The 18803-nt window shown below is 73.1% G+C and carries 21 protein-coding genes; 8 read left to right on the top strand and 13 right to left on the bottom strand.

Annotation, left to right across the window (positions count from 1 at the left end):
- Positions 1–11 precede the first annotated feature (11 nt).
- Positions 12–941 carry an LLM class F420-dependent oxidoreductase gene (locus tag NYF13_RS26325; RefSeq protein ID WP_315660317.1) on the top strand — a complete coding sequence of 310 codons (930 nt, stop codon included), beginning with the start codon at positions 12–14 and terminating at the stop codon, positions 939–941.
- 50 nt (positions 942–991) lie between these two features.
- On the opposite strand, the gene lipB is transcribed toward NYF13_RS26325, so the two are convergent.
- The 6 genes from lipB to lpdA all read right to left on the bottom strand — a co-directional run bounded on the left by lipB (position 992) and on the right by lpdA (position 6952).
- Positions 992–1735: a lipoyl(octanoyl) transferase LipB gene (gene lipB, locus NYF13_RS26320; protein ID WP_315660316.1), complete on the bottom strand. Its 744-nt coding sequence runs from the start codon at positions 1733–1735 to the stop codon at positions 992–994.
- On the bottom strand, positions 1732–2325 hold the full coding sequence (locus NYF13_RS26315) for a phosphatase PAP2 family protein (RefSeq protein ID WP_315660315.1): 594 nt from the start codon (positions 2323–2325) through the stop codon (positions 1732–1734). The genes lipB and NYF13_RS26315 overlap by 4 nt, the downstream gene beginning before the upstream one ends.
- A 113-nt stretch (positions 2326–2438) precedes the next feature.
- Positions 2439–3323, bottom strand: a complete 885-nt coding sequence (locus NYF13_RS26310; protein WP_315660314.1) for a TIGR01777 family oxidoreductase — start codon at positions 3321–3323, stop codon at positions 2439–2441.
- 15 nt (positions 3324–3338) lie between these two features.
- Entirely contained in the window at positions 3339–3554 is a 216-nt protein-coding gene (locus tag NYF13_RS26305; protein ID WP_315660313.1) for a hypothetical protein, read from the bottom strand.
- A 191-nt stretch (positions 3555–3745) separates the two neighbouring features.
- Positions 3746–5524 carry a 2-oxoglutarate dehydrogenase, E2 component, dihydrolipoamide succinyltransferase gene (sucB, locus tag NYF13_RS26300; protein ID WP_315660312.1) on the bottom strand — a complete coding sequence of 593 codons (1779 nt, stop codon included), beginning with the start codon at positions 5522–5524 and terminating at the stop codon, positions 3746–3748.
- 54 nt (positions 5525–5578) lie between these two features.
- Complete coding sequence (lpdA, locus tag NYF13_RS26295; protein WP_315660311.1) at positions 5579–6952, bottom strand: dihydrolipoyl dehydrogenase; 1374 nt, start codon at positions 6950–6952, stop codon at positions 5579–5581.
- A gap of 195 nt (positions 6953–7147) precedes the next feature.
- Between lpdA and NYF13_RS26290 the strand changes: the two genes are divergently transcribed.
- On the top strand, positions 7148–7495 hold the full coding sequence (locus NYF13_RS26290; protein WP_315660310.1) for an oxidoreductase: 348 nt from the start codon (positions 7148–7150) through the stop codon (positions 7493–7495).
- 26 nt (positions 7496–7521) lie between these two features.
- Here the strand turns inward: NYF13_RS26290 and NYF13_RS26285 are convergent, their stop codons facing one another.
- Positions 7522–8505 carry an SMI1/KNR4 family protein gene (locus NYF13_RS26285; protein ID WP_315660309.1) on the bottom strand — a complete coding sequence of 328 codons (984 nt, stop codon included), beginning with the start codon at positions 8503–8505 and terminating at the stop codon, positions 7522–7524.
- An 81-nt stretch (positions 8506–8586) separates the two neighbouring features.
- Positions 8587–10089: a leucyl aminopeptidase gene (locus tag NYF13_RS26280; RefSeq protein ID WP_315660308.1), complete on the bottom strand. Its 1503-nt coding sequence runs from the start codon at positions 10087–10089 to the stop codon at positions 8587–8589.
- Positions 10090–10191: 102 nt separating this feature from the next.
- Here NYF13_RS26280 and NYF13_RS26275 point away from each other — a divergent pair, with 102 nt between their 5' ends.
- Both NYF13_RS26275 and NYF13_RS26270 read left to right on the top strand, forming a co-directional pair.
- Positions 10192–11049, top strand: a complete 858-nt coding sequence (locus NYF13_RS26275; protein WP_315660307.1) for a sulfatase — start codon at positions 10192–10194, stop codon at positions 11047–11049.
- Positions 11042–11668, top strand: coding sequence for a DUF402 domain-containing protein (locus NYF13_RS26270; RefSeq protein WP_315660306.1), 627 nt, complete (start codon positions 11042–11044; stop codon positions 11666–11668). The genes NYF13_RS26275 and NYF13_RS26270 overlap by 8 nt, the downstream gene beginning before the upstream one ends.
- Positions 11669–11698: 30 nt before the next feature.
- On the opposite strand, the gene NYF13_RS26265 is transcribed toward NYF13_RS26270, so the two are convergent.
- Positions 11699–11989 (bottom strand): hypothetical protein, encoded by a 291-nt coding sequence (locus tag NYF13_RS26265; RefSeq protein ID WP_315660305.1) that lies wholly within the window; start codon positions 11987–11989, stop codon positions 11699–11701.
- A gap of 124 nt (positions 11990–12113) precedes the next feature.
- Between NYF13_RS26265 and NYF13_RS26260 the strand changes: the two genes are divergently transcribed.
- Positions 12114–13217, top strand: a complete 1104-nt coding sequence (locus NYF13_RS26260) for a branched-chain amino acid aminotransferase (protein ID WP_315660304.1) — start codon at positions 12114–12116, stop codon at positions 13215–13217.
- An 86-nt stretch (positions 13218–13303) separates the two neighbouring features.
- On the opposite strand, the gene cobT is transcribed toward NYF13_RS26260, so the two are convergent.
- Entirely contained in the window at positions 13304–14383 is a 1080-nt protein-coding gene (gene cobT / locus NYF13_RS26255) for a nicotinate-nucleotide--dimethylbenzimidazole phosphoribosyltransferase (protein WP_315660303.1), read from the bottom strand.
- Positions 14384–14499: 116 nt separating this feature from the next.
- Here cobT and NYF13_RS26250 point away from each other — a divergent pair, with 116 nt between their 5' ends.
- On the top strand, positions 14500–15168 hold the full coding sequence (locus NYF13_RS26250; protein ID WP_315660443.1) for an IspD/TarI family cytidylyltransferase: 669 nt from the start codon (positions 14500–14502) through the stop codon (positions 15166–15168).
- 7 nt (positions 15169–15175) lie between these two features.
- On the opposite strand, the gene NYF13_RS26245 is transcribed toward NYF13_RS26250, so the two are convergent.
- The gene (locus NYF13_RS26245) at positions 15176–16159 is read right to left on the bottom strand and encodes an aldo/keto reductase family protein (RefSeq protein ID WP_315660302.1); all 984 of its coding nucleotides are present in this window, start codon (positions 16157–16159) and stop codon (positions 15176–15178) included.
- A gap of 42 nt (positions 16160–16201) precedes the next feature.
- A complete protein-coding gene (locus NYF13_RS26240) occupies positions 16202–16855 on the bottom strand; it encodes a DUF3043 domain-containing protein (RefSeq protein WP_315660301.1) in 654 nt (217 codons plus the stop codon).
- 156 nt (positions 16856–17011) lie between these two features.
- Between NYF13_RS26240 and NYF13_RS26235 the strand changes: the two genes are divergently transcribed.
- Positions 17012–17389 carry an iron-sulfur cluster assembly accessory protein gene (locus NYF13_RS26235; RefSeq protein ID WP_315660300.1) on the top strand — a complete coding sequence of 126 codons (378 nt, stop codon included), beginning with the start codon at positions 17012–17014 and terminating at the stop codon, positions 17387–17389.
- A 76-nt stretch (positions 17390–17465) separates the two neighbouring features.
- Here the strand turns inward: NYF13_RS26235 and NYF13_RS26230 are convergent, their stop codons facing one another.
- Positions 17466–17642, bottom strand: a complete 177-nt coding sequence (locus tag NYF13_RS26230) for a hypothetical protein (RefSeq protein WP_315660299.1) — start codon at positions 17640–17642, stop codon at positions 17466–17468.
- 153 nt (positions 17643–17795) lie between these two features.
- On the opposite strand from NYF13_RS26230, the gene NYF13_RS26225 reads away from it, so the two are divergent.
- Positions 17796–18785: a carbohydrate kinase family protein gene (locus tag NYF13_RS26225; RefSeq protein WP_315660298.1), complete on the top strand. Its 990-nt coding sequence runs from the start codon at positions 17796–17798 to the stop codon at positions 18783–18785.
- Positions 18786–18803 lie beyond the last annotated feature (18 nt).

The following is an 18803-nucleotide window of genomic DNA, read 5'->3' as shown; positions in this document are numbered from 1 at the left end:
GGCTGACCGGCATGGACTTGAGGATCTTCACCGAGCCACAGGAGGGCGCCGGCTACGACGACCTCCTCCGGGTGGCCAAGACGACCGAGGACGCCGGCTACAGCGCCTTCTTCCGCAGCGACCACTACCTGGCGATGGGCGGCGACGGGCGGCCCGGACCCACCGACGCGTGGATCACCCTGGCCGGGCTGGCCCGCGAGACCAGCCGGGTGCGGCTGGGCACCCTGGTCAGCCCCGCCACCTTCCGGCACCCGGGCCCGCTGGCCATCTCCGTCGCGCAGGTGGACCGGATGTCCGGCGGCCGGGTCGAGTTCGGGTTCGGCTCGGGCTGGTTCGGGCGGGAGCACGCCGCGTACGGCCTGGCCTTCCCGGCGCCCAAGGAGCGGTTCGACCTCTACTCCGAGCAGCTGGAGATCATCACCGGGCTGTGGAAGACGCCGGTGGGGGAGCAGTTCTCCTTCTCCGGCCGGAACTACACCGTGACCGATTCGCCCGCGCTGCCGAAGCCCGCGCAGTCACCCGGTCCGCCGGTGATCCTCGGGGGTGGCGGCAAGAAGCGCACGCCGGAACTGGCCGCCCGCTTCGCCGACGAGTTCAACCTGCCGTTCGCCGGACAGGAGGCGGTGGTCGAGCAGTTCGCCCGGGTCGACGCGGCGGCCGAGGCGATCGGGCGCGACCCGAAGTCGATCCTGCGCTCGGTCGCGCTGACCGCCGTGGTCGGCCGCGACGACGCCGAGGTGGCGCGCCGGGCCGAGGCGATCGGCCGTGACCTCGGGCAGCTGCGGGCCGACGGACTGGCCGGGACGCCCGCGGAGGTCGTCGACCGGATCGGGCAGTGGCGCGAGAAGACCGGGGTCACCCGGCTCTACCTGCAGATCCTGGACCTGGCCGACCTCGGGCACATCGAGTACATCGCGGCCGAGGTCGCTGCCCAGTTGTGACCGCTCGTGGGTGGCCGGGACGGTCGGAACCGGGCCGGCCACCCACGGGGTCAGTTCTGCAGGGCGAAGGTGACGCCGGGGGCCTGCGGTGCTTCCGGACGCGGCAGCCAGCGGTCGCCGGTGACCACGAGCTCGCCTTCGAGGGCGGCCAGCACGGTCTCGCGGGCCATCGGCAGCACCTCCTCGACGGTGACATCGCGGTCCAGCTCGGCCGAGAGCGAGGTGACGCCGGCATCGCGAATGCCGCACGGCACGATCGCGTCGAAAGCGGACAGGTCGGCGTTGCAGTTGAGTTCGAAGCCGTGCATGGTGACGCCGCGCACGATGCGGATGCCGATGGCGGCGATCTTCCGCTCGATCCCGCGGTCGCCGGCCGGGAGCCACACGCCGCTGCGGCCCTCGACGCGGCCGGGGCGCACGCCGAGCCGCTCGCACACCACGATCAGCGCCTCCTCCAGGCGCCGCACGTAGTGCATGACGTCGATCGGGTCGTCGAGCTTGAGGATCGGGTAGCCGACCAGCTGGCCCGGCCCGTGCCAGGTGATCTTGCCGCCGCGGTCGACGTCGATCACCGGGGTGCCGTCGGTGGGCCGGTCGGCGGGCTCGGTGCGCTTGCCCGCCGTGTACACCGAGGGGTGCTCCAGCAGCAGCAAGGTGTCCGGGCCGGTCTCGTCGGCCCGTGCGGCGAGGACCTCGCGCTGCAGGTCCCAGGCCTCGGGGTAGGCGATCGTGCCGAGCTCCCGGACGTCGACGGGTTCGCTGGCGGCACGGCAGGAAGGGCTCGAAGAACTCACTCGTCGAGGCTACGCCGATCACGCGCGGGAAGGGGCAGGAGCCGCAGTGCGCTCGCCGACACCAGCCCGACGCCGAGGACCGCCAGCACCGCGCCGACGGTGTCGGTCACCCAGTGCACGCCGAGCACGATCCGGCAGACGGCCGCGAGCACCGTGGCCAAGGCACCGATCACGGCCGTCCGGGCGACGAACTTCGGGGCGAGCCACCCCACGAGCAGCACGGCCACCAGCGCGGTCGACGCGACGGACACGACGTGCCCGCTCGGGTAGCTGAGGTCCGGGTACGCACGCGGGCGCGGGCGCAGGAAAACGGGTTTGAACACCACGCTGGTCAGCCGGCCCAGGATGAGCACGGCGGCGAGCTTCAGACCCAGCGGCAGGCGCGCCCGCTCGCGCAGCACGAGCACGACCAGGGCCAGGCCGAGAGCGAAGGGCAGCACGGGACCGAGCACGGTGGTGACCACTCCGGCGACCTGGCCGGCGGGCCGGGAGTACTGGCCGCGCAACGCATCGGCCACGGCTTGGTCCAGCGCGAGCGGCTGGTGGGCGACGGCCAGGCCGAGCAGGAGGAAGGCGGTCAGGAGGACCACTCCGGCGACCAGCCAGCGGACGCGGCGGACGGTCGTGCCGGGGCCGGGCCGGTCCGCGCGGGGAGTGGTCCGCGTGCGTCGGGCCCGACCCGGCGCTGGCTCCGAAGCCCCGGTCACGTCGCCGCGGCCAGTGCGCTTTCCAGCGTTTCGTGCCGGAACGCGTACCCCGAACGTTCCAGCGCGCGGGGCACGGCGCGCTGGCCGAACAGCGCCATTTCCTCGGCGGCCTGGCCGAGAGCCAGCTTCAGCACGAAGCCGGGCGCGCGCCACGGCGCCGGGCGGTGGACGGCGCGGGCCAGGGCGCGGGTGAACTCCGCGTTGCTCACCGGGGCCGGGCCGGTGAGGTTGACCGGTCCGCGGAGATCCTCGTGCTCCAGAGCGTGGACCAGGGCACCGATCTGGTCGTCCAGCGAGATCCAGGACATGTACTGGCGGCCGTCGCCCAGCCGGGCGCCCAGCGCGGCCTTGAACAGCGGGCGCAGCAGGACCATCAGCCCGCCCTCGCGGGCGAGCACCAGGCCCGTGCGCACCGACACCACGCGAGTTCCCGCCGCGGTGGCCGGGGCGGTGGCCGACTCCCAGGCCCGGCACAGCCCGGCCAGGAAATCCTCGCCGGACGGGGCCCCCTCGTCGAGCACGGTCGAGCCGGGACTGCCGTAGTAACCGACCGCGGAGCCGTTCACCAGCACCTTGATGCCGTGCTCGGCCACGGCCTCGGCCAGTACCTCGGTGGGCTCCACGCGGCTGTCGAGCAGCACCTGCTTGCGCATCGCGCTCCAGCGGCCCGGTAGCAGCGGCGCACCGCACAGGTTCACGACCGCGTCCACCCCGGTGAAGGCGCCTTCGTCGATCCTGGCGGACGGCGGATCCCAGCCGCGCTCGTCGGCCGCGCGCGCCTCACGGCGGACCAGCCGGACGACGTCGTGGCCGGAGGTCCGCAGCCGGGTGGCCAGTGCCGTGCCGATGAGCCCGCCGGAACCGGCGATGAGTACCCGCATGCCTGTGATCGTGTCCTATCCGCCCGGGTTCCGCACGCCCGGCCGCCGCGGACCGGTCACGTCGGCCACCGCGCCGGTCCTGCTCCACCGGCTTGCGCCGGTGAGTGCCTTGAGGTGGTGGTCGAGCTGTCCGGGCAAGCGCAGCGCGGCGGTCTCCTGTAGGGCGGTGCCGCTCTGCGCGCCGCCTGGGGCGAGCGCGATCCGCACCGGGTTGGCCCGTGCGGCCGGCACCTCTACTCGCGCGGTCAGCCGGACGGCCCAGCTCAGCTCGCCGACGACGCCCCGGGAGTGTCCGCAGTGGTCACCAAGCTTCCTCGGGTCAACGTGGAGCGACGGTATTCCGTAATAGTGAGACCCGGGGAACGGCGAAGGCCGCCGCACCCCCGGGGGAGTGCGGCGGCCTTCGCTGCGGGAACGGAGCCTTACAGACCCAGCTCGTCCTCGAAGTTGCCCTCTTCCAGCCGCTGCTTGATCGTGGTCAGGAAGCGGCCGGCGTCCGCGCCGTCGACCAGGCGGTGGTCGTAGGTCAGCGGCAGGAACACCATCGAGCGGACGGCGATGGTGTCGTTGCCCTCGGCGTCGGCCACCACGACCGGGCGCTTCACCACGGAGCCGGTCCCGAGCATGCCGGACTGCGGCTGCACGATGATCGGCGTGTCGAACAGGGCCCCGTTGCTGCCGATGTTCGTGATGGTGAAGGTGCCGCCGGACAGCTCGTCCGGCTTGATCTGCCCGGCCCGCGCCCGGCCCGCCAGATCGGTGATCCGGTGCGCGATCCCGGCCAGGCTCAGCTCACCGGCGTCGTGGATGACCACCGAGAGCAGGCCCTTGTCGGTGTCCACCGCGATGCCCAGGTGCACGGCCCCGTGGTAGGTGATCTCCTTGGTGTCCTCGTTGTAGGACGCGTTGACGTTCGGGTGCTGCTTGAGCGCCTCGACCGTCGCCTTGGCGAAGAACGGCAGGAAGGTGAGGTTGACGCCCTCGCGCTCCTTGAACGCCGCCTTCGCGCGCTGGCGCAGCTTGGCGATCTTGGTGACGTCGACCTCGTGCACCTGCGTGAGCTGCGCGGAGACCTGCAGCGACTCGCGGGTCTTCGACGCCGTGATCTGCCGGATGCGGCTCGCCTTCTGGACGGTGCCGCGCAGGGCGGCGATGTCCGGCGAGACCGCGGCGGCGCGCGGCTTGGCCGGGGCCGATGCGGCCGACGGGGCCGACGCAGCCGGGGCGGCCGCGGCCGGCGCCGGGGTGGCCGCCTTCTGCTTGGCTTCGGCGGCGGCGAGCACGTCCTGCTTGCGGATCCGGCCACCGACCCCGCTGCCGGTCAGGCTGGTGAGGTCGATGTCGTGCTCCGAGGCGAGCTTGCGCACCAGCGGGGTCACGTACGGTCCTCCGGCCGAACCGTTGTCCGAAGTGGACGAGGCGGCGGGCTCGGGCTTGGGCTCCGGCTTGGCCTGCTGGGCGGGCTTGGGCTCCGGCTTCGGCTCGGGCTTGGCCTGCCGGGGTTCCGGCTTGGGCTCGGGCTTCGGTTCCGGCTTCGGTTCCGGCTTGGGCTCGGGGGCCGCCGCGGGCTTCGGCGCCGCACCGGCGTCACCGATCACCGCGAGCACCCCGCCGACCTCGACGGTCTCGTCCTCGCCCGCGCGGATCTCCAGCACGGTGCCGGCGACCGGGGACGGGACCTCGGTGTCGACCTTGTCCGTGGAGATCTCCAGCAGCGGCTCGTCGACCTCGACCGAGTCGCCGACCTGCTTGAGCCAGCGGGTGACGGTGCCCTCGGTGACGCTCTCGCCCAGCTCGGGCAGCTTCACCTCGGTGCCCTCGCCCCCGGCGGCCGGCGCGGTGTCCGGCTGCGACGGGGCCTCGTCCCGGGCCGGCTCCTCCTCGGGGGCGGCCTCGGGCTCCGGCTGCTCCTCCTCCGCGGGGGCCTCGCCGGAATCCGACGAGGACTCGGGCACCCCGCCGGTGCCGTCGTCGATCACGGCGAGCTCGGCGCCGACCTCGACGGTCTCGTCCTCCTGGGCGCTGATCTTCACAACCGTGCCGGCGACCGGCGACGGGACCTCGGTGTCGACCTTGTCCGTGGAGATCTCCAGCAACGGCTCGTCGACCTCGACCGAGTCGCCCTCCTGCTTCAACCACCGGGTGACGGTGCCCTCGGTGACGCTCTCACCGAGCTCCGGCAACGTGACGGAGTAGGCCATCGTTCGCTGACTCCCTTGATCTGTAAACGTGGGGTGGATTCTGCCGGTGAGACGTCAGCTGTGCACGTGCAGCGGCTTGCCCGCTAGGGCGAGGAACGCTTCACCGAGGGCCTCGGTCTGGGTGGGGTGCGCGTGGATCAGCGGGGCGACGTCCTCCGGGAACGCCTCCCAGCTGTAGATCAGCTGCGCTTCGCCGATCAGCTCGCCGACGCGGTCGCCGACCATGTGCACCCCGACGACGGGGCCGTCGGGGGCCTTCACCAGCTTGACCCCACCGGAGGTCTTGAGGATCTGGCTCTTGCCGTTGCCGCCGAGGTCGTAGGTGAACGTGGTGACCTCCGCCCCGTACTTGTCCTTGGCCTGCGATTCGGTGAGACCGACGGAGGCGACCTCGGGGTGGGAGTAGGTGACGCGCGGGATGCCGCTCTCGTCGATCACGCGCGGGCTCAGCCCGGCGATCTCCTCGGCGACGAAGATGCCCTGCTGGAAGCCGCGGTGGGCGAGCTGCAGGCCGGGCACGATGTCGCCGACGGCGTAGACGTGGGGCAGGTTGGTGCGCAGGCGGTCGTCGGTGAGCACGAAACCGCGCTCGATCTCGACACCGGCCTCCTCGTAGCCGTGGCCGGCCGAGTTCGGGCCGCGGCCGACGGCGACCAGCAGCAGGTCCGCGTCGATGGTCTCGCCGGACTCCAGCGAGACGCTCACGCCGTCGTCGTCCTGCTTCGCCCCGGTGAACCGCACGCCGGTCTTGAAGGTGATCTTGCGACGGCGGAACGCGCGCTCGAGCTGCTTGGAGGCGAACTCGTCCTCGTTCGGCACCAGCCGGGGCAGGGCCTCGACCACGGTGACGTCGACGCCGAAGGAGGCCCACACGCTGGCGAACTCGACGCCGATCACGCCGCCGCCGAGCACCACGACCTTCTTGGGCACGTAGTCGAGCGAGAGGGCCTGCTCGCTGGCGATGATCCGGCCGCCGAGCTCGAGGCCGGGCAGCGTGCGCGAGTAGGAGCCGGTCGCGAGGATGACGTTCTTGCCGGTGTGGCGGTCGCCGCCGACCTCGACGGTGGTGCCGCCGACGAACGTGCCGGAACCCTCGACCAGGGTGACCTTGTGGGCCTTGGCCAGGCCCTGCAGTCCCTTGTAGAGCCGGGCGACGATGCCGTCCTTGTACTTGTTGACCCCGGCGATGTCGATGCCTTCGAAGACGGCCTTGACGCCGACGGACCCGGCCTCGCGGGTCTCGTCGGCGACCTCGGCGGCGTGGAGCAGGGCCTTGGTCGGGATGCAGCCCCGGTGGAGGCAGGTCCCGCCCAGCTTGTCCTTCTCGATCAGCGTGACGGAAAGGCCCAGCTCGGCCGCGCGGAAGGCCGCGGCGTAGCCGCCCGATCCGCCTCCCAGGATCACAAGGTCGGCGGAGGTGTCGGTCACTTCAATAACTCCTCGGCAAGCGGTAGGGGTGGAGCTCGGTCGCCGCCCGGCGCGGTATAAACGCGCGCGCGACAACCGCCATCTTGTCACTACGCTGATCCGGCCTGCGACCTAGCCGGGCCAAGGGCGCGCTCGGCGACACCGGCCACACCCGGGTGCGGGAATAATGGGTGGCGGACACGAGCAGGAAGTGAGGTGGTCGGGGTGGGGATCTTCGACTCGCTGCGCCGCCGGGGCCGCCGCGGCCGGCCGGGCACGGTGCGCCAGGCCGGCCCCGACGACACCCGGCACCTGGACGAATGGGCCGGAGCCCGGCGCGGGGTGGAGGCCTACGTGGAGCCGAAGACGAACGTCACCGAGGCCACGGTGGTGCTCGTCGCGCACGACGGCGAATGGACCCGGCGCCGCATCGGCGGGCTCGAAGCGGCCCAGCAGTTCGGGCACCGGCGGTCCATCCCGGTGTACGAGGTGGCCCGGGTCGGTTACCCGAAGCGCATGCGTGAGTACACCGAGCGAAAGAAACGCGGCCAGGCGCCCGGGTGAGGTTGGTCACCCGGCATCAGCCCGGGTCAGGCCGCCGCCTCCAGCAGCCGTAGGTGCTGCTCCAGCAACGCGCGGAAGCTCGGGTGCGCGGTGCTGCCGAACACCGGGTCGACCTCGACCGCGCGCCACCGGCCACCGGTCGCGGTGAGCAGCACCAGCGCGGGCTCGGAGACGATCACCACCGGCCCGTCCGCGCGGAGTTCGCGCGCGGGCAGCAGCCGGGGGAAGACGACGTCGGCGGGCAGCCCGTCGGCCGTCCGCAGAAACTCCCGGTAGTCACCGGGAAACCGGACGCCCAGCCGGGCCTCGGCCGCCGCGACCTCGCTCTCGGCCGCCGGTCCGGGCGACGGCCGGCCGCGCAGCCGCAGGATCGCGGCGACCAGCTCGGGCCAGCTCCCGGCTTCGGACGGGTACCGCTCGCTCAGCGCCGCGACCAGCGCCCCGGCGCACTGGCCGGGCCACTCGGGTCCGAGGCCGAGCGGGTCGGCGCCGGCCACGAGCCGCGGTGCGAGCGGGCGGGTCGCGCCCAGCGTGGCGACGTCCGGGTTCGCCTGTCCGGCGACCAGCTCGGCCCACCGTCCGAGATCGCCTTCGGCGAGCGCGACGCGGGCGGGGTCGGCGCGGCCCGGCGCGAGCCCGGCGGCCACGCCCGCGAGGGGCGAACCGTCGAAGACCCCTTCCAGCTCGGACACCCGGCGGGCCAGCAGCGCTTCGTGGGCGCGCTCCTCGGCATCAAGGTCCAAAAGGGACAGTGCTTCTGCCCATTGTGGACCGACGCCGCGCGCCTCGGCCAGCATCGCCCAGGCCCGCGCGCGCACGGCGTCGTCGGCCAGCCGGGTCACCGGCCGCTCGGTCAGCCGCTGCCAGTGCGTGACGACCCGGTCGGCCGGTCCGGGCGCGCCCGCGGTGGCCAGCAGCAGCGCGGCGTGGCCGATCCGCCGGTCGACGGTGGCGTCTTCGCCGGTGAGCACGTCGCGGACCGCCGCTTCGAGGTACTCGTCGCGCTCCATGCGCGTCAGGGTGCCACACCCCGCACCGAGGCCCCCTGACCCACACGGGTCAGGGGGCCTCGGTGCGGCGGGAGGAGCGGGTCAGCCCCGGCCGGCGATGTCGGCCAGGACGGCGGCGATGGAGCGGACCGGGACGCCGGTGCCGCCCTTGCCGGTGTAGCCCCACGGTCCGCTGCCGTTGTAGGCCGGGCCCGCGACGTCGATGTGGGCCCACGGCAGGCCCTCGGCCACGAACTCGCGCAGGAAGATGCCGGCCGCGAGCATGCCGCCCCAGCGGGCGCCGGTGACGTTGGCCAGGTCGGCCAGGCGGGAGTCGAGCTCGCCGCGCAGCTCCTCGGGCAGCGGCATGGCCCAGCCGCCCTCACCGGTGGCCCGCATGATGCCCGCGACGCGGTCGCGGAACTCGTCCGAGCCCATCACCCCGGCGGTGCGGCGGCCGAGCGCGACGACCTGGGCGCCGGTCAGCGTCGAGGTCTCGATCAGGTAGTCCGGGTCCTCCTCGGCGGCGCGGACGATCGCGTCGGCCAGGACCAGGCGGCCCTCGGCGTCGGTGTTGAGCACCTCGACGGTCTTGCCGCCGTACATGGTCAGCACGTCGCCCGGGCGGTACGAGGTGCCCGAGGGCAGGTTCTCGGCCAGCGGGATGTGCGCGGTGACCTCGATCGGGTACTTGAGCTTCGCGGCCAGCACCACGGCGGCGAGCACGGCGGCGGCGCCGGACATGTCGGAGGTCATCTCGTCCATGCCCGCGGCGGGCTTGATCGAGATGCCGCCCGAGTCGAAGGTGATGCCCTTGCCGACCAGCGCGACCTTCTTGCCCGCCTTCGCCGGCTTGTAGCCCACGCGCAGCAGGCGCGGCGGACGCGAGGAGCCGCCGCCGACCCCGAGGATGCCGCCGAAGCCCTTGCGCTTGAGGGCCTTCTCGTCGAGCACCTCGAACTCGAGCCCGCCCTCCTCGGCCAGCTTCCTCGCGCGGTCGGCGAAGGAGGCCGGGAACAGGTCGTTCGGCGGGGTGTTGATCAGGTCGCGGGCGATGATCACGGACTCGGCGATGGCCGTCGCGGCCTTCAGCGTCGCCTTGTGCTCGCGCGCGGCGCCGTCCTCCGGGCTGACGAAGTCGGCCTTGGCCAGCGGGGCGCTGCCCTTCTCGGAGCGGTACTCGGTGAAGGTGTACGCGCCGAGCGCGAGGCCCTCGACGGCGGCCTGCAGGTCGAGCGCGGAGAGCGTGACGAACGCGCGCTCGGTCCCGGCCAGCGCGCGGCCGGCGGCACCGGCGGCGCGGCGGACCTGCTCGGCGGTGACGGCGCCGCCGTCCGGCCGGCCGAGGCCCACGGCCAGCACCACCGACGCCGGCAGCTTGCCCAGGGTGGCCAGCTTGACCACTTCTTCGGCCTTGCCGGTGGCGCCGAGCGTGGCGAGCACCTCGGTGAGCTTCCCGTCGAACGCGGCGTCGGCCACCGCGGCGCCGGCGGCCAGCGCCGGACCCCCTTCGCCTTGCAGGAGGCCGACGACCACCACGTCGGCGCGGGTCTTGGCCAGCGCCGCCTCGGTGTTGTCGGAGAGGGCTAGCTTCGGCACGGTCACTTCTGGCTCCTCGCGCGGTCACGGTGACACCGGGCGGCGCGCCCGGACGGATCGTGAGCCATGCTAATGACACGGGTGGCCGGGTGTCGGAAGGGGATCGTCGTGCGTCTCGGGGGCGGCCTGTTCGTGGTCCTTGCGGTGGGGGCCGCCGGGGCCGGTTACTGGCTGCTCGCGGGCGTGGTGCTCGCCGCGGCGGTGGCGGTCCTCGCCGCCCGGATGCCCGCGCTCGGCGACTGCCCGATCGAGCGGTGGGCGGGCGGGTTCGCCCGGCTCGCGCTGGTCGTGGTCTACGGGATCGTGTTCGGCGGCTACGTGGTGCCCGGCGCCCCGGCGCCCGCCGCGGCCGGGCTGGTCCTGGTGGTCGCGGCCGCCGACCTGGCCGGGCTCCGGCTGCCGGCCGCGCTGCGGCGCCGGCTGACCGGGGCGTTGCTGGTGGCCGCGGTGCTGCTCGTGGTGCTGTGCTCGGTGATCGCGCCGGTGCCGTCCGCCGGGGGGATCGGCGCGCCGGACGTCGCCGGGATCGTGGTGGCGGCGCTGGTCGTGCTGCCCTTCCTGCGGCCGGAGCCGGGGGAGCACCAGCGGGGCCGCGCGCTCACCCTCGGCGTGGTCGCGGTGCTGGTGGCCTTCGTCGCGCTCCGGCAGCTCGGCCCGGTGCGGCTCGGGCTGTCCGCCACCTCCCTGCGCGACCTGCTCTACGCCGCCGACGCCGGGCAGCTGCAGCCGTTGCTCACCGTGGTCGTGGTGCTCGCGACCGTCCCGGTCGCGCTGTCCACGTTCACCGGCGCCCGGGCGCTGCTCACCCCGCGAGGCGGATTGCCCGGAGCGTCCGCCGGGGTCGCCGGCGCGGTGCTGGCGCTGTTCGTGACGCCGTACGCAGCACTGCTGCTGGCCGGTTTCGGCACCGTCGCCGAACTGGTGCTGCGCGCCCGCGGGCGCCGCTACCGTGAGACGCATGAGTGATCACCGCTGGGAGCCCGGGCAGACCGTCGTCGAACGGTTCCTGCGGCCCGACGGCAGCATCGGCCAGCACCACCCGCTGCGCGTGGTCTCCGACGACGGCCGGGTGCTGTTCGGCTGGCTCCCGAGGGGCACCCCGATCGTCGGCAGCCGGCTCGCGGACGGCCGCCGGATGCACGAGGCCCCGCTGGGCCAGCGGTTCCGCGTCCCGCGGGTACCGGTGCCCGACACCTGGCTCGGCACGTCCACGCTGCGGATGATCACCGAGGACGAGTGGTCCTCGGTGTGGTGGTTCTTCGGCCCGGACGGGGTCTTCCTCCAGTGGTACGTCAACCTCGAGCTGCCCGTGGGCCGCACCGCCGCCGGGCCGGACCGGATCGACGGGGTGCTGGACGTGGTGGTCACCCCGGACCGCGGCTGGCGGTGGGAGGACGAGGACGAGGCGGTGGAGGCCGTGGCCGCCGGCCGGCTCACCGGCGCGCACCTGGACCGCCTCCGGGCGGAGGGCGAACGGCTCGGCGCGCTGGCCGAGCGCGGTGCCTTCCCGTTCGACGGCACGTACACGGACTTCCGGCCGGACCCGGACTGGCCCGCGCCGAAGCTGCCGGACGGGCTGCTCTAGGCCACCGGTTCGGGGACGCCGACCGGCCGGTCAGGCGGTGAGCACCAGGATGCCGGCCAGCACGAGGTTGACCACCAGCAGGATGACCACCGAGCGGGTGGGCAGGTCCGGGGCGAACACCTTGCCGTGCAGGCTGCGCCACCAGTAGATGCCGAAACCGGCCGCGATCAGGCCCAGGAAGAAGCCGAAGCCGCTGCTCAGCAGGGCCCAGCCGACCAGGCCGAGCAGACCGGCGCCGAAGGTCAGCAGGACCGCGGTGCCGAAGGTCTTCAGGTCGGGGCCGAACCCGGGCTTGGCCGACAGTACGGGGTGTGAGGTCACGGGACCATCCTAGTGGGGCCGGGCGCGGCGTGCGGGGCCGCTCCGCGCGGGCCGGGGGTGGGCAGCGGGGAAAATAGGTGGTCTTCCGACTAACGTGCTTCCGAACGAGCGCTATCGTCTAACCATGACGACAGCGACGCAGTTCTCCCATGTCCCGAACTCGAACCCCGCGAGCCCGGAACGCGTCGCCGAGGTACTGGCCAAGCCGGGGTTCGGGACTTACTTCACCGACCACATGGTCACGGTGAAGTGGAACGAGGCGCAGGGCTGGCACGACGCCCAGGTCGGGCCGTACGAGCCCTTCTCCCTCGACCCGGCCACCTCCGTGCTGCACTACGGCCAGGCGATCTTCGAGGGGCTCAAGGCCTACCGCCAGCCGGACGGCACCATCTCCGCGTTCCGCCCCGACGCCAACGCCGAGCGCTTCCAGGATTCGGCCGCCCGGCTCGCGATGCCGAAGCTGCCGGTGGAGATCTTCCTCGACTCGCTGCGCGAGCTGATCGCGGTGGACGAGCGGTGGGTGCCCACTCAGCCGGGCGAATCCCTCTACCTGCGCCCGTTCATGATCTCCACCGAGACCGGACTGGGCGTCAACCGGCCGGCCGGGGAGTACGTGTACGCGGTGATCGCCTCGCCCGCCGGCTCTTACTTCACCGGTGGCGTGAAGCCGGTGAGCGTGTGGCTGTCCACGGAGTACGTGCGCGCGGCGCCCGGCGGCACCGGGTTCGCGAAGTGCGCCGGCAACTACGCGGCGTCGTTCGTGGCGCAGGCGCAGGCCGTGGAGAAGGGCTGTGACCAGGTGGTCTGGCTCGACGCGGTCGAGCGCCGCTGGGTCGAGGAGATGGGCGGGATGAACCTGTTCTTCGTCTTCGGCTCGGGCGCCGACGCGCGCGTGGTGACGCCGGAGCTGACCGGCTCGCTGCTGCCGGGGGTCACGCGCAAGTCGCTGCTGCGGCTCGCGCAGAACCTGGGCCACCCCGTCGAGGAGCGCCGCATCTCCACCGAGGAGTGGGAGAAGTCGGCCGCTTCGGGTGAGCTGACCGAGGTCTTCGCCTGCGGTACCGCGGCGGTGATCACACCGGTCGGGCACGTGAAGCACGCGGGCGGCGAGTTCTCCGTCTCGGGGGGCGAGGCGGGCAAGCTGACCATGGAGCTGCGCGAGGAGCTGGTCGGCATCCAGGAGGGCACCCGCCCGGCTCCCGAGGGCTGGATGCTGCCGCTGAGCTGACCGGCGGCGAACCGGAACCTACGGCGAAAGGGCCGCTCGCGAGGAGATCGCGAGCGGCCCTTTCGCCGCGTTTTTCCGGAGGTGCCTCAGGAAGCGTCGACCGGGACGAGCGGCCCGGAGACGCCGGACTGCTCGTGCGTGGTCATCTCGGCCAGCACCCGGGCGGCCATCATCAGCAGCGGCAGCGCGGTGACGGCGCCGGTCCCTTCGCCGAGACGGACGTCGAGGTCGAGCAGGCCGCCGAGGTCGAGGTGCTCCAGGGCCAGCGCGTGCGCGGGCTCGCCGGTCAGCTGGCCGGACATCCACCAGCGGCGCGCACCGGGCGCGAGCTCCTCGGCCACCATCGCGGCGGCGCAGACCACGAGTCCGTCGAGCACCACGGGCGTGCGGCGGACCGCCGCCTGGGCCAGGAAGCCCGCCATCGCGGCGAGGTCGGCGCCCGAGGAGGTGCGCAGCAGGGCCATCGGGTCGGCGAGGACGGCACGGGCGCGGCGCAGCGCGTCGCGGACCGCGGCGGCCTTGCGCATCCACGCGTTGTCGTCGATCCCGGAGCCCCGGCCGACCACGGCCACCGGCTCGCTGCCGGTCAGCGCGGCGACCAGCACGGCCGCCGGGGTGCTGTTGCCGATCCCCAGATCGCCCGCGATGAGCAGGTCGGCGCCGCCGTCCACCTCGCTGTCGGCGATCGCGATGCCGGCCCGCACGGCGGCGCGGACCTCGTCCTCGGTGAGGGCGTCCTCGACGTCGATCGAGCCCGAGCCGCGGCGGACCTTGAACTCGCCGATCGAGCGCATGGCCGATTCCCCGGTGTCCACGGCCAGGTCGACCACCCGCACGCTGGCGCCGGCCGCGGCCGCCAGCACGTTGATCGCCGCGCCGCCGGTGAGCATGGTGCCGACCAGCTGGGAAGTCACCTCGGCGGGGTAAGCCGAGACGCCCCGGGCCGCGATCCCGTGGTCGCCGGCGAACACCACCACCCGCGGGCGGGTGAACGGCCGTGGCGGGGCCTGGCCCTGGCAGGCCGCGATCCACACGCCCAGCTCCTCCAGGCGGCCGAGCGAGCCGGCCGGCTTGACGAGCTTGCCGTGCAGCTCGATCGCCGCCGACCGGGCCTGGTCGCTGGGCGGTTCGATCTCGCCGAACTCGATGCTGGTGTCCGCTTCCACGCCAGGCCTTCCTCTCGCCGGGATTCCCGGTCGTCAACCTACCGCCCCGCCCGGGAACGGCCGGGGCGCGCGGCCCAGTAGGGTCGCGCGACGTGCGCGAAACGACTGCGGCCGGGGTGGTGCTGGCCAGTGGCGCCGGCACCCGCGTCGGCGCCGAGCTGAACAAGGTCTACCTGCCGGTCGCGGGACGGCGGGTGGTGGCGTGGTCGCTGGCGGCGTTCGCCGAGGTGACCGGGATCGGCGTGCTGGTGCTGGTCATCCGGCCGCAGGACGCCGGGCTGGCCGGTCCGGTGCTGGCCGCGCACCCCGGTCCGGTCGAGCTCGTGACCGGGGGGCCGACGCGCCAGGCGTCCGAGCTGAACGCCCTGCGCCACCTCGCCCCGCGGATCGAGGACGGCAGCGTGGACGCGGTGCTGCTGCACGATGCCGCCCGCCCGCTGGCCACGCCCGAGCTGATCGCCGGCGTGCTGGCCGAGACCCGGGCGCACGGGGGAGCGGTGCCGGGGCTGGCCGCCGACGACGTGGTGGCGGTGACCGGCGATGCGTCGGTGTCGGCCCGGGTCCCCGGCGCGATCCGCGTGCAGACCCCGCAGGGCTTTCGCGCCCGGCCCCTGCTCGCGGCCTACGAGCAGGCCGAGGCCGAGGGCTTCCTGGGCACGGACACGGCCTCGTGCATGGAGCGGTTCTCCGCGCTGCCGGTGCGCTGGGTGCCCGGCGGCGCGGAGAACCTGAAGATCACCTACCCGCACGACCTCGTGGTGGCGGAGCGGCTGTTGCGCCGCTGACCAGCGCTCACTGGGTCAGCGCGGGGTTGCGCTCGACGACGTCGCCGAGCGCCTCGTCGATCGCGGTGCGCAGCTCCGGCTCCAGCTTCACCCCGGCCGCCTGGACGTTCTCGCGCACCTGCTCGGGCCGGGAGGCGCCGATGATCGCCGAGGCGACGTTCGGGTTCTGCAGCACCCAGGCCACGGCCAGCTGCGCCATGCTCAGCCCGGCCTCGGCGGCCAGCGGCTCCAGCTTGGCGACGGCGGTCAGCGTCCGGTCGTCGAGGAAGTGCTTGACCATGTTCGCGCCGCCGTTCTCGTCGGTCGCGCGCGTGCCCCGGGGCAGTGGCTGCCCGGGCTTGTACTTGCCGGTGAGCACGCCCTGCGCGATCGGCGACCAGACGATCTGGCCGAGCCCTTCGCGCTCGCAGGCCGGCACCACCTGGGACTCGATCACGCGCCACAGCATCGAGTACTGCGGCTGGTTCGAGATGAACGGGACCTTCAGCTCCCGGGCCAGCTCCGCGCCCCGGGTGATCTGCTCCGCGGTCCACTCCGAGACGCCGAGGTAGAGCACCTTGCCCTGGCGCACCAGGTCGGCGAAGGCGGTCATCGTCTCCTCCAGCGGCACCGTGCGGTCGAACCGGTGCGCCTGGTAGAGGTCGAGGTAGTCGGTGCCGAGCCGCTTGAGCGACGCGTTCGCCGACTCCACGATGTGCTTGCGCGAGAGGCCCTTGTCGTTCGGGCCCTTCGGACCGGTGGGCCCGAAGACCTTGGTGAAGATCTCCAGGCTCTCCCGGCGCTGGCCCTTCAGCCCGCGGCCGAGCACGGACTCCGCGGCGGTGTTGGCGTAGACGTCGGCGGTGTCGAAGGTGGTGATGCCCGCTTCGAGTGCCGCCTTGATGCAGGCCTGAGCCTGCTCCTCCTCGACCTGGGAACCGTGCGTGAGCCAGTTCCCGTAGGAGATCTCACTGATGGTGAGGCCGCTGCGGCCAAGTCGTCGAAACTCCATGGGCCCAGCCTAGGCGAAGTTGTTCGCCTCGCTAACGAAAGCTCAGCCCGGGATGGGCTGACCCGGCTTGAGCCGCGGCTTCGGCACGCGCAGCTTGCGGATCTGGCTCGCCCGGACGAAGGCGTACCAGCCGAGACCGCGCACGCCCGCCGCCTCCTTCGGGAAGCGCTCGCGGGCCAGCCGGCCGATGCGGCGGCCGTTGACCACGCCTTCGACCGCCATCACCAGCAGCATCGCCATGCAGACCAGGGTGATGTACTGCTGCGCCGCGGGGGCCGGGATCAGCAGCGCCACGAAGACCAGGATGGCCAGTGGCATGAACAGGCCCAGGATGTTGCGCCGGGAGTCGACCAGGTCGCGCACGTAGGCCTTGACCGGACCGCGGTCGCGGGCGGGCAGGTACTTCTCGTCACCGGACATCATCTTGGCGCGGGTCTCCCGCGCGGCCGCCCGGCGCTCCTCCTTGAGCTGCGGGTTCGCCTTCCGCAGCTCCTTGTTGCGCTTCATCGCCTCGCGCATGCTGGTGGGCGGCGGCGCGACCGGCCCCCGCTTCTTGGCCTCGGCCTCCCGGCGCTTCGGCGTCGCCCGCCCCTTGCCCGGCGTGTACGACGCCTTACCGGTCGCGGCATCGACCTCGATGGCCTCGGTGGCCTCGGGCTCGGCGGTGTCTGTGGTGCTTCGGCGCAGGAACCTCACCTCACCAGGGTATTGCAGGCGTCACGGCGTTGTTCGGCAGGTGCGCCTGATGTGCGACGATGCGGGGGAACAGATCGGGCGCGGCTCGCGTTGGAAATCAGGCACGAGTAGTACCCGCACCGAGTTCGACCCAGAGTTCGACCAAGAGGGAGTGCCATGACGACCGCTGAGCAGACCGGCGCGACGCAGGCCGAGACCGCCGAGGAGACCCACGGCGTCACGTTGACCGACACCGCGGCAGCCAAGGCGAAGGCCCTGCTCGAGCAGGAGGGCCGCGACGACATGCACCTGCGCATCGCCGTCCAGCCCGGAGGCTGCGCGGGCCTGCGCTACCAGCTGTTCTTCGACGAGCGCACGCTCGACGGCGACCTCTTCCGCGACTTCGACGGCCTCCAGGTCGCGGTCGACCGGATGAGCGCGCCGTACGTGACGGACGCGGTGATCGACTTCGTCGACACCATCGAGAAGCAGGGCTTCACCATCGACAACCCGAACGCCACCGGGTCCTGCGCCTGCGGCGACAGCTTCCACTGAGCCCCGGCTCGGCAGAACGTGGAGAGGGCCCCGGCCGGCGACGGCGGGGGCCCTCTTCGCTGTCTTGCGGACCCGTTCAGACGTAGGCGTCGAGCCCGGCGACCTGCGCCTGGCAGACGTCGTCGACGGTCCACGGCTCGGCGTCGGCCCGCGGCCACGGGCGGCGCCCGGTGCGGGGCTGGAGCGCGGACGGGATGTGGGCGCAGTCGGCGATCAGCTCGCCGAGGGTTTCCGGTTCGGTGGTGAGGTTCACCGGGCCGACGTTATGAACCAGGATTCGAGGGGGAAAGCGGTACCAGCCGGTAGTGTCGATCGAGGCGCGGGAACTACCCGTAAGGGGCATGACCCACGGGTGACTCCGCGTGAGCTCCAGCACCTACAGCCCTGACAGCTATGAGGAGAACCGGTGGCAGACCAGGCCAGGATCGCGGTGTCCGGCAGCATCGCAACCGACCATCTGATGCACTTCCCCGGCAGGTTCGCGGAGCAGCTCGTCGCGGAGCAGCTGCACCGGGTCTCGCTGAGCTTCCTGGCCGACGACCTGGTGGTCCGGCGCGGCGGGATCGGCGCGAACATCGCGTTCGGGCTCGGGGTGCTGGGCGTGCGCCCGGTGCTGGTCGGCGCCGTGGGCGCGGACTGGACGGACTACGCCTCCTGGCTGGAGCGCCACGGCGTCGACACCACGGGGGTGCTGGTCTCCGAGGTCGCCCACACCGCGCGGTTCGTCTGCACCACCGACACCGACCTGTGCCAGATCGCCACGTTCTACGCGGGCGCGATGGCGGAGTCGCGCAACATCGAGCTCAAGCCCATCGCCGACCGCGCGGGCGCGCTGAGCCTGGTGCTGATCAGCCCGGACGACCCGGACGGCATGGTCCGCCACGCCGAGGAGTGCCGCCAGCGCGGCTACACCTTCGCCGTCGACCCTTCGCAGCAGCTGGCCCGCATGGACGGCGCGCAGGTGCGCTCGTTCGTCCAGGGCGCGGAATACCTGTTCAGCAACGACTACGAGTGGGAGCTGCTGCTGCAGAAGTCGGGCTGGACCGAGGCCGACGTGCTCGACCGCGTCGGACTGCGCGTCACCACGCTGGGCGAGAAGGGCGTGGAGATCATCGGCAGGAACGGCGTGGCCCTGCAGATCGGCGCCGTGCCGGAGCGCCGCAAGGCCGACCCGACCGGCGTCGGCGACGGCTTCCGCGCGGGCTTCCTCGCCGCCCTCGACGGCGGACTCGGCCTGGAGCGGGCCGCCCAGCTCGGCTCGATGATCGCGGTGCTCGTGCTGGAGACCGTCGGCACCCAGGAGTGGACCCTCGACCGCGCCGACGCGCTGGCCCGGCTCAGCGACGCGTTCGGCCCGGCCGCGGCCGCGGAGATCGCACCGCTGCTGCCGGTCTGACCCGGGCTGGAACCACCG

This window comes from Amycolatopsis sp. PS_44_ISF1, assembly GCF_032335455.1.
GTDB lineage: Bacteria > Actinomycetota > Actinomycetes > Mycobacteriales > Pseudonocardiaceae > Amycolatopsis.
This window is presented reverse-complemented; position numbering and strand designations above follow the sequence as displayed.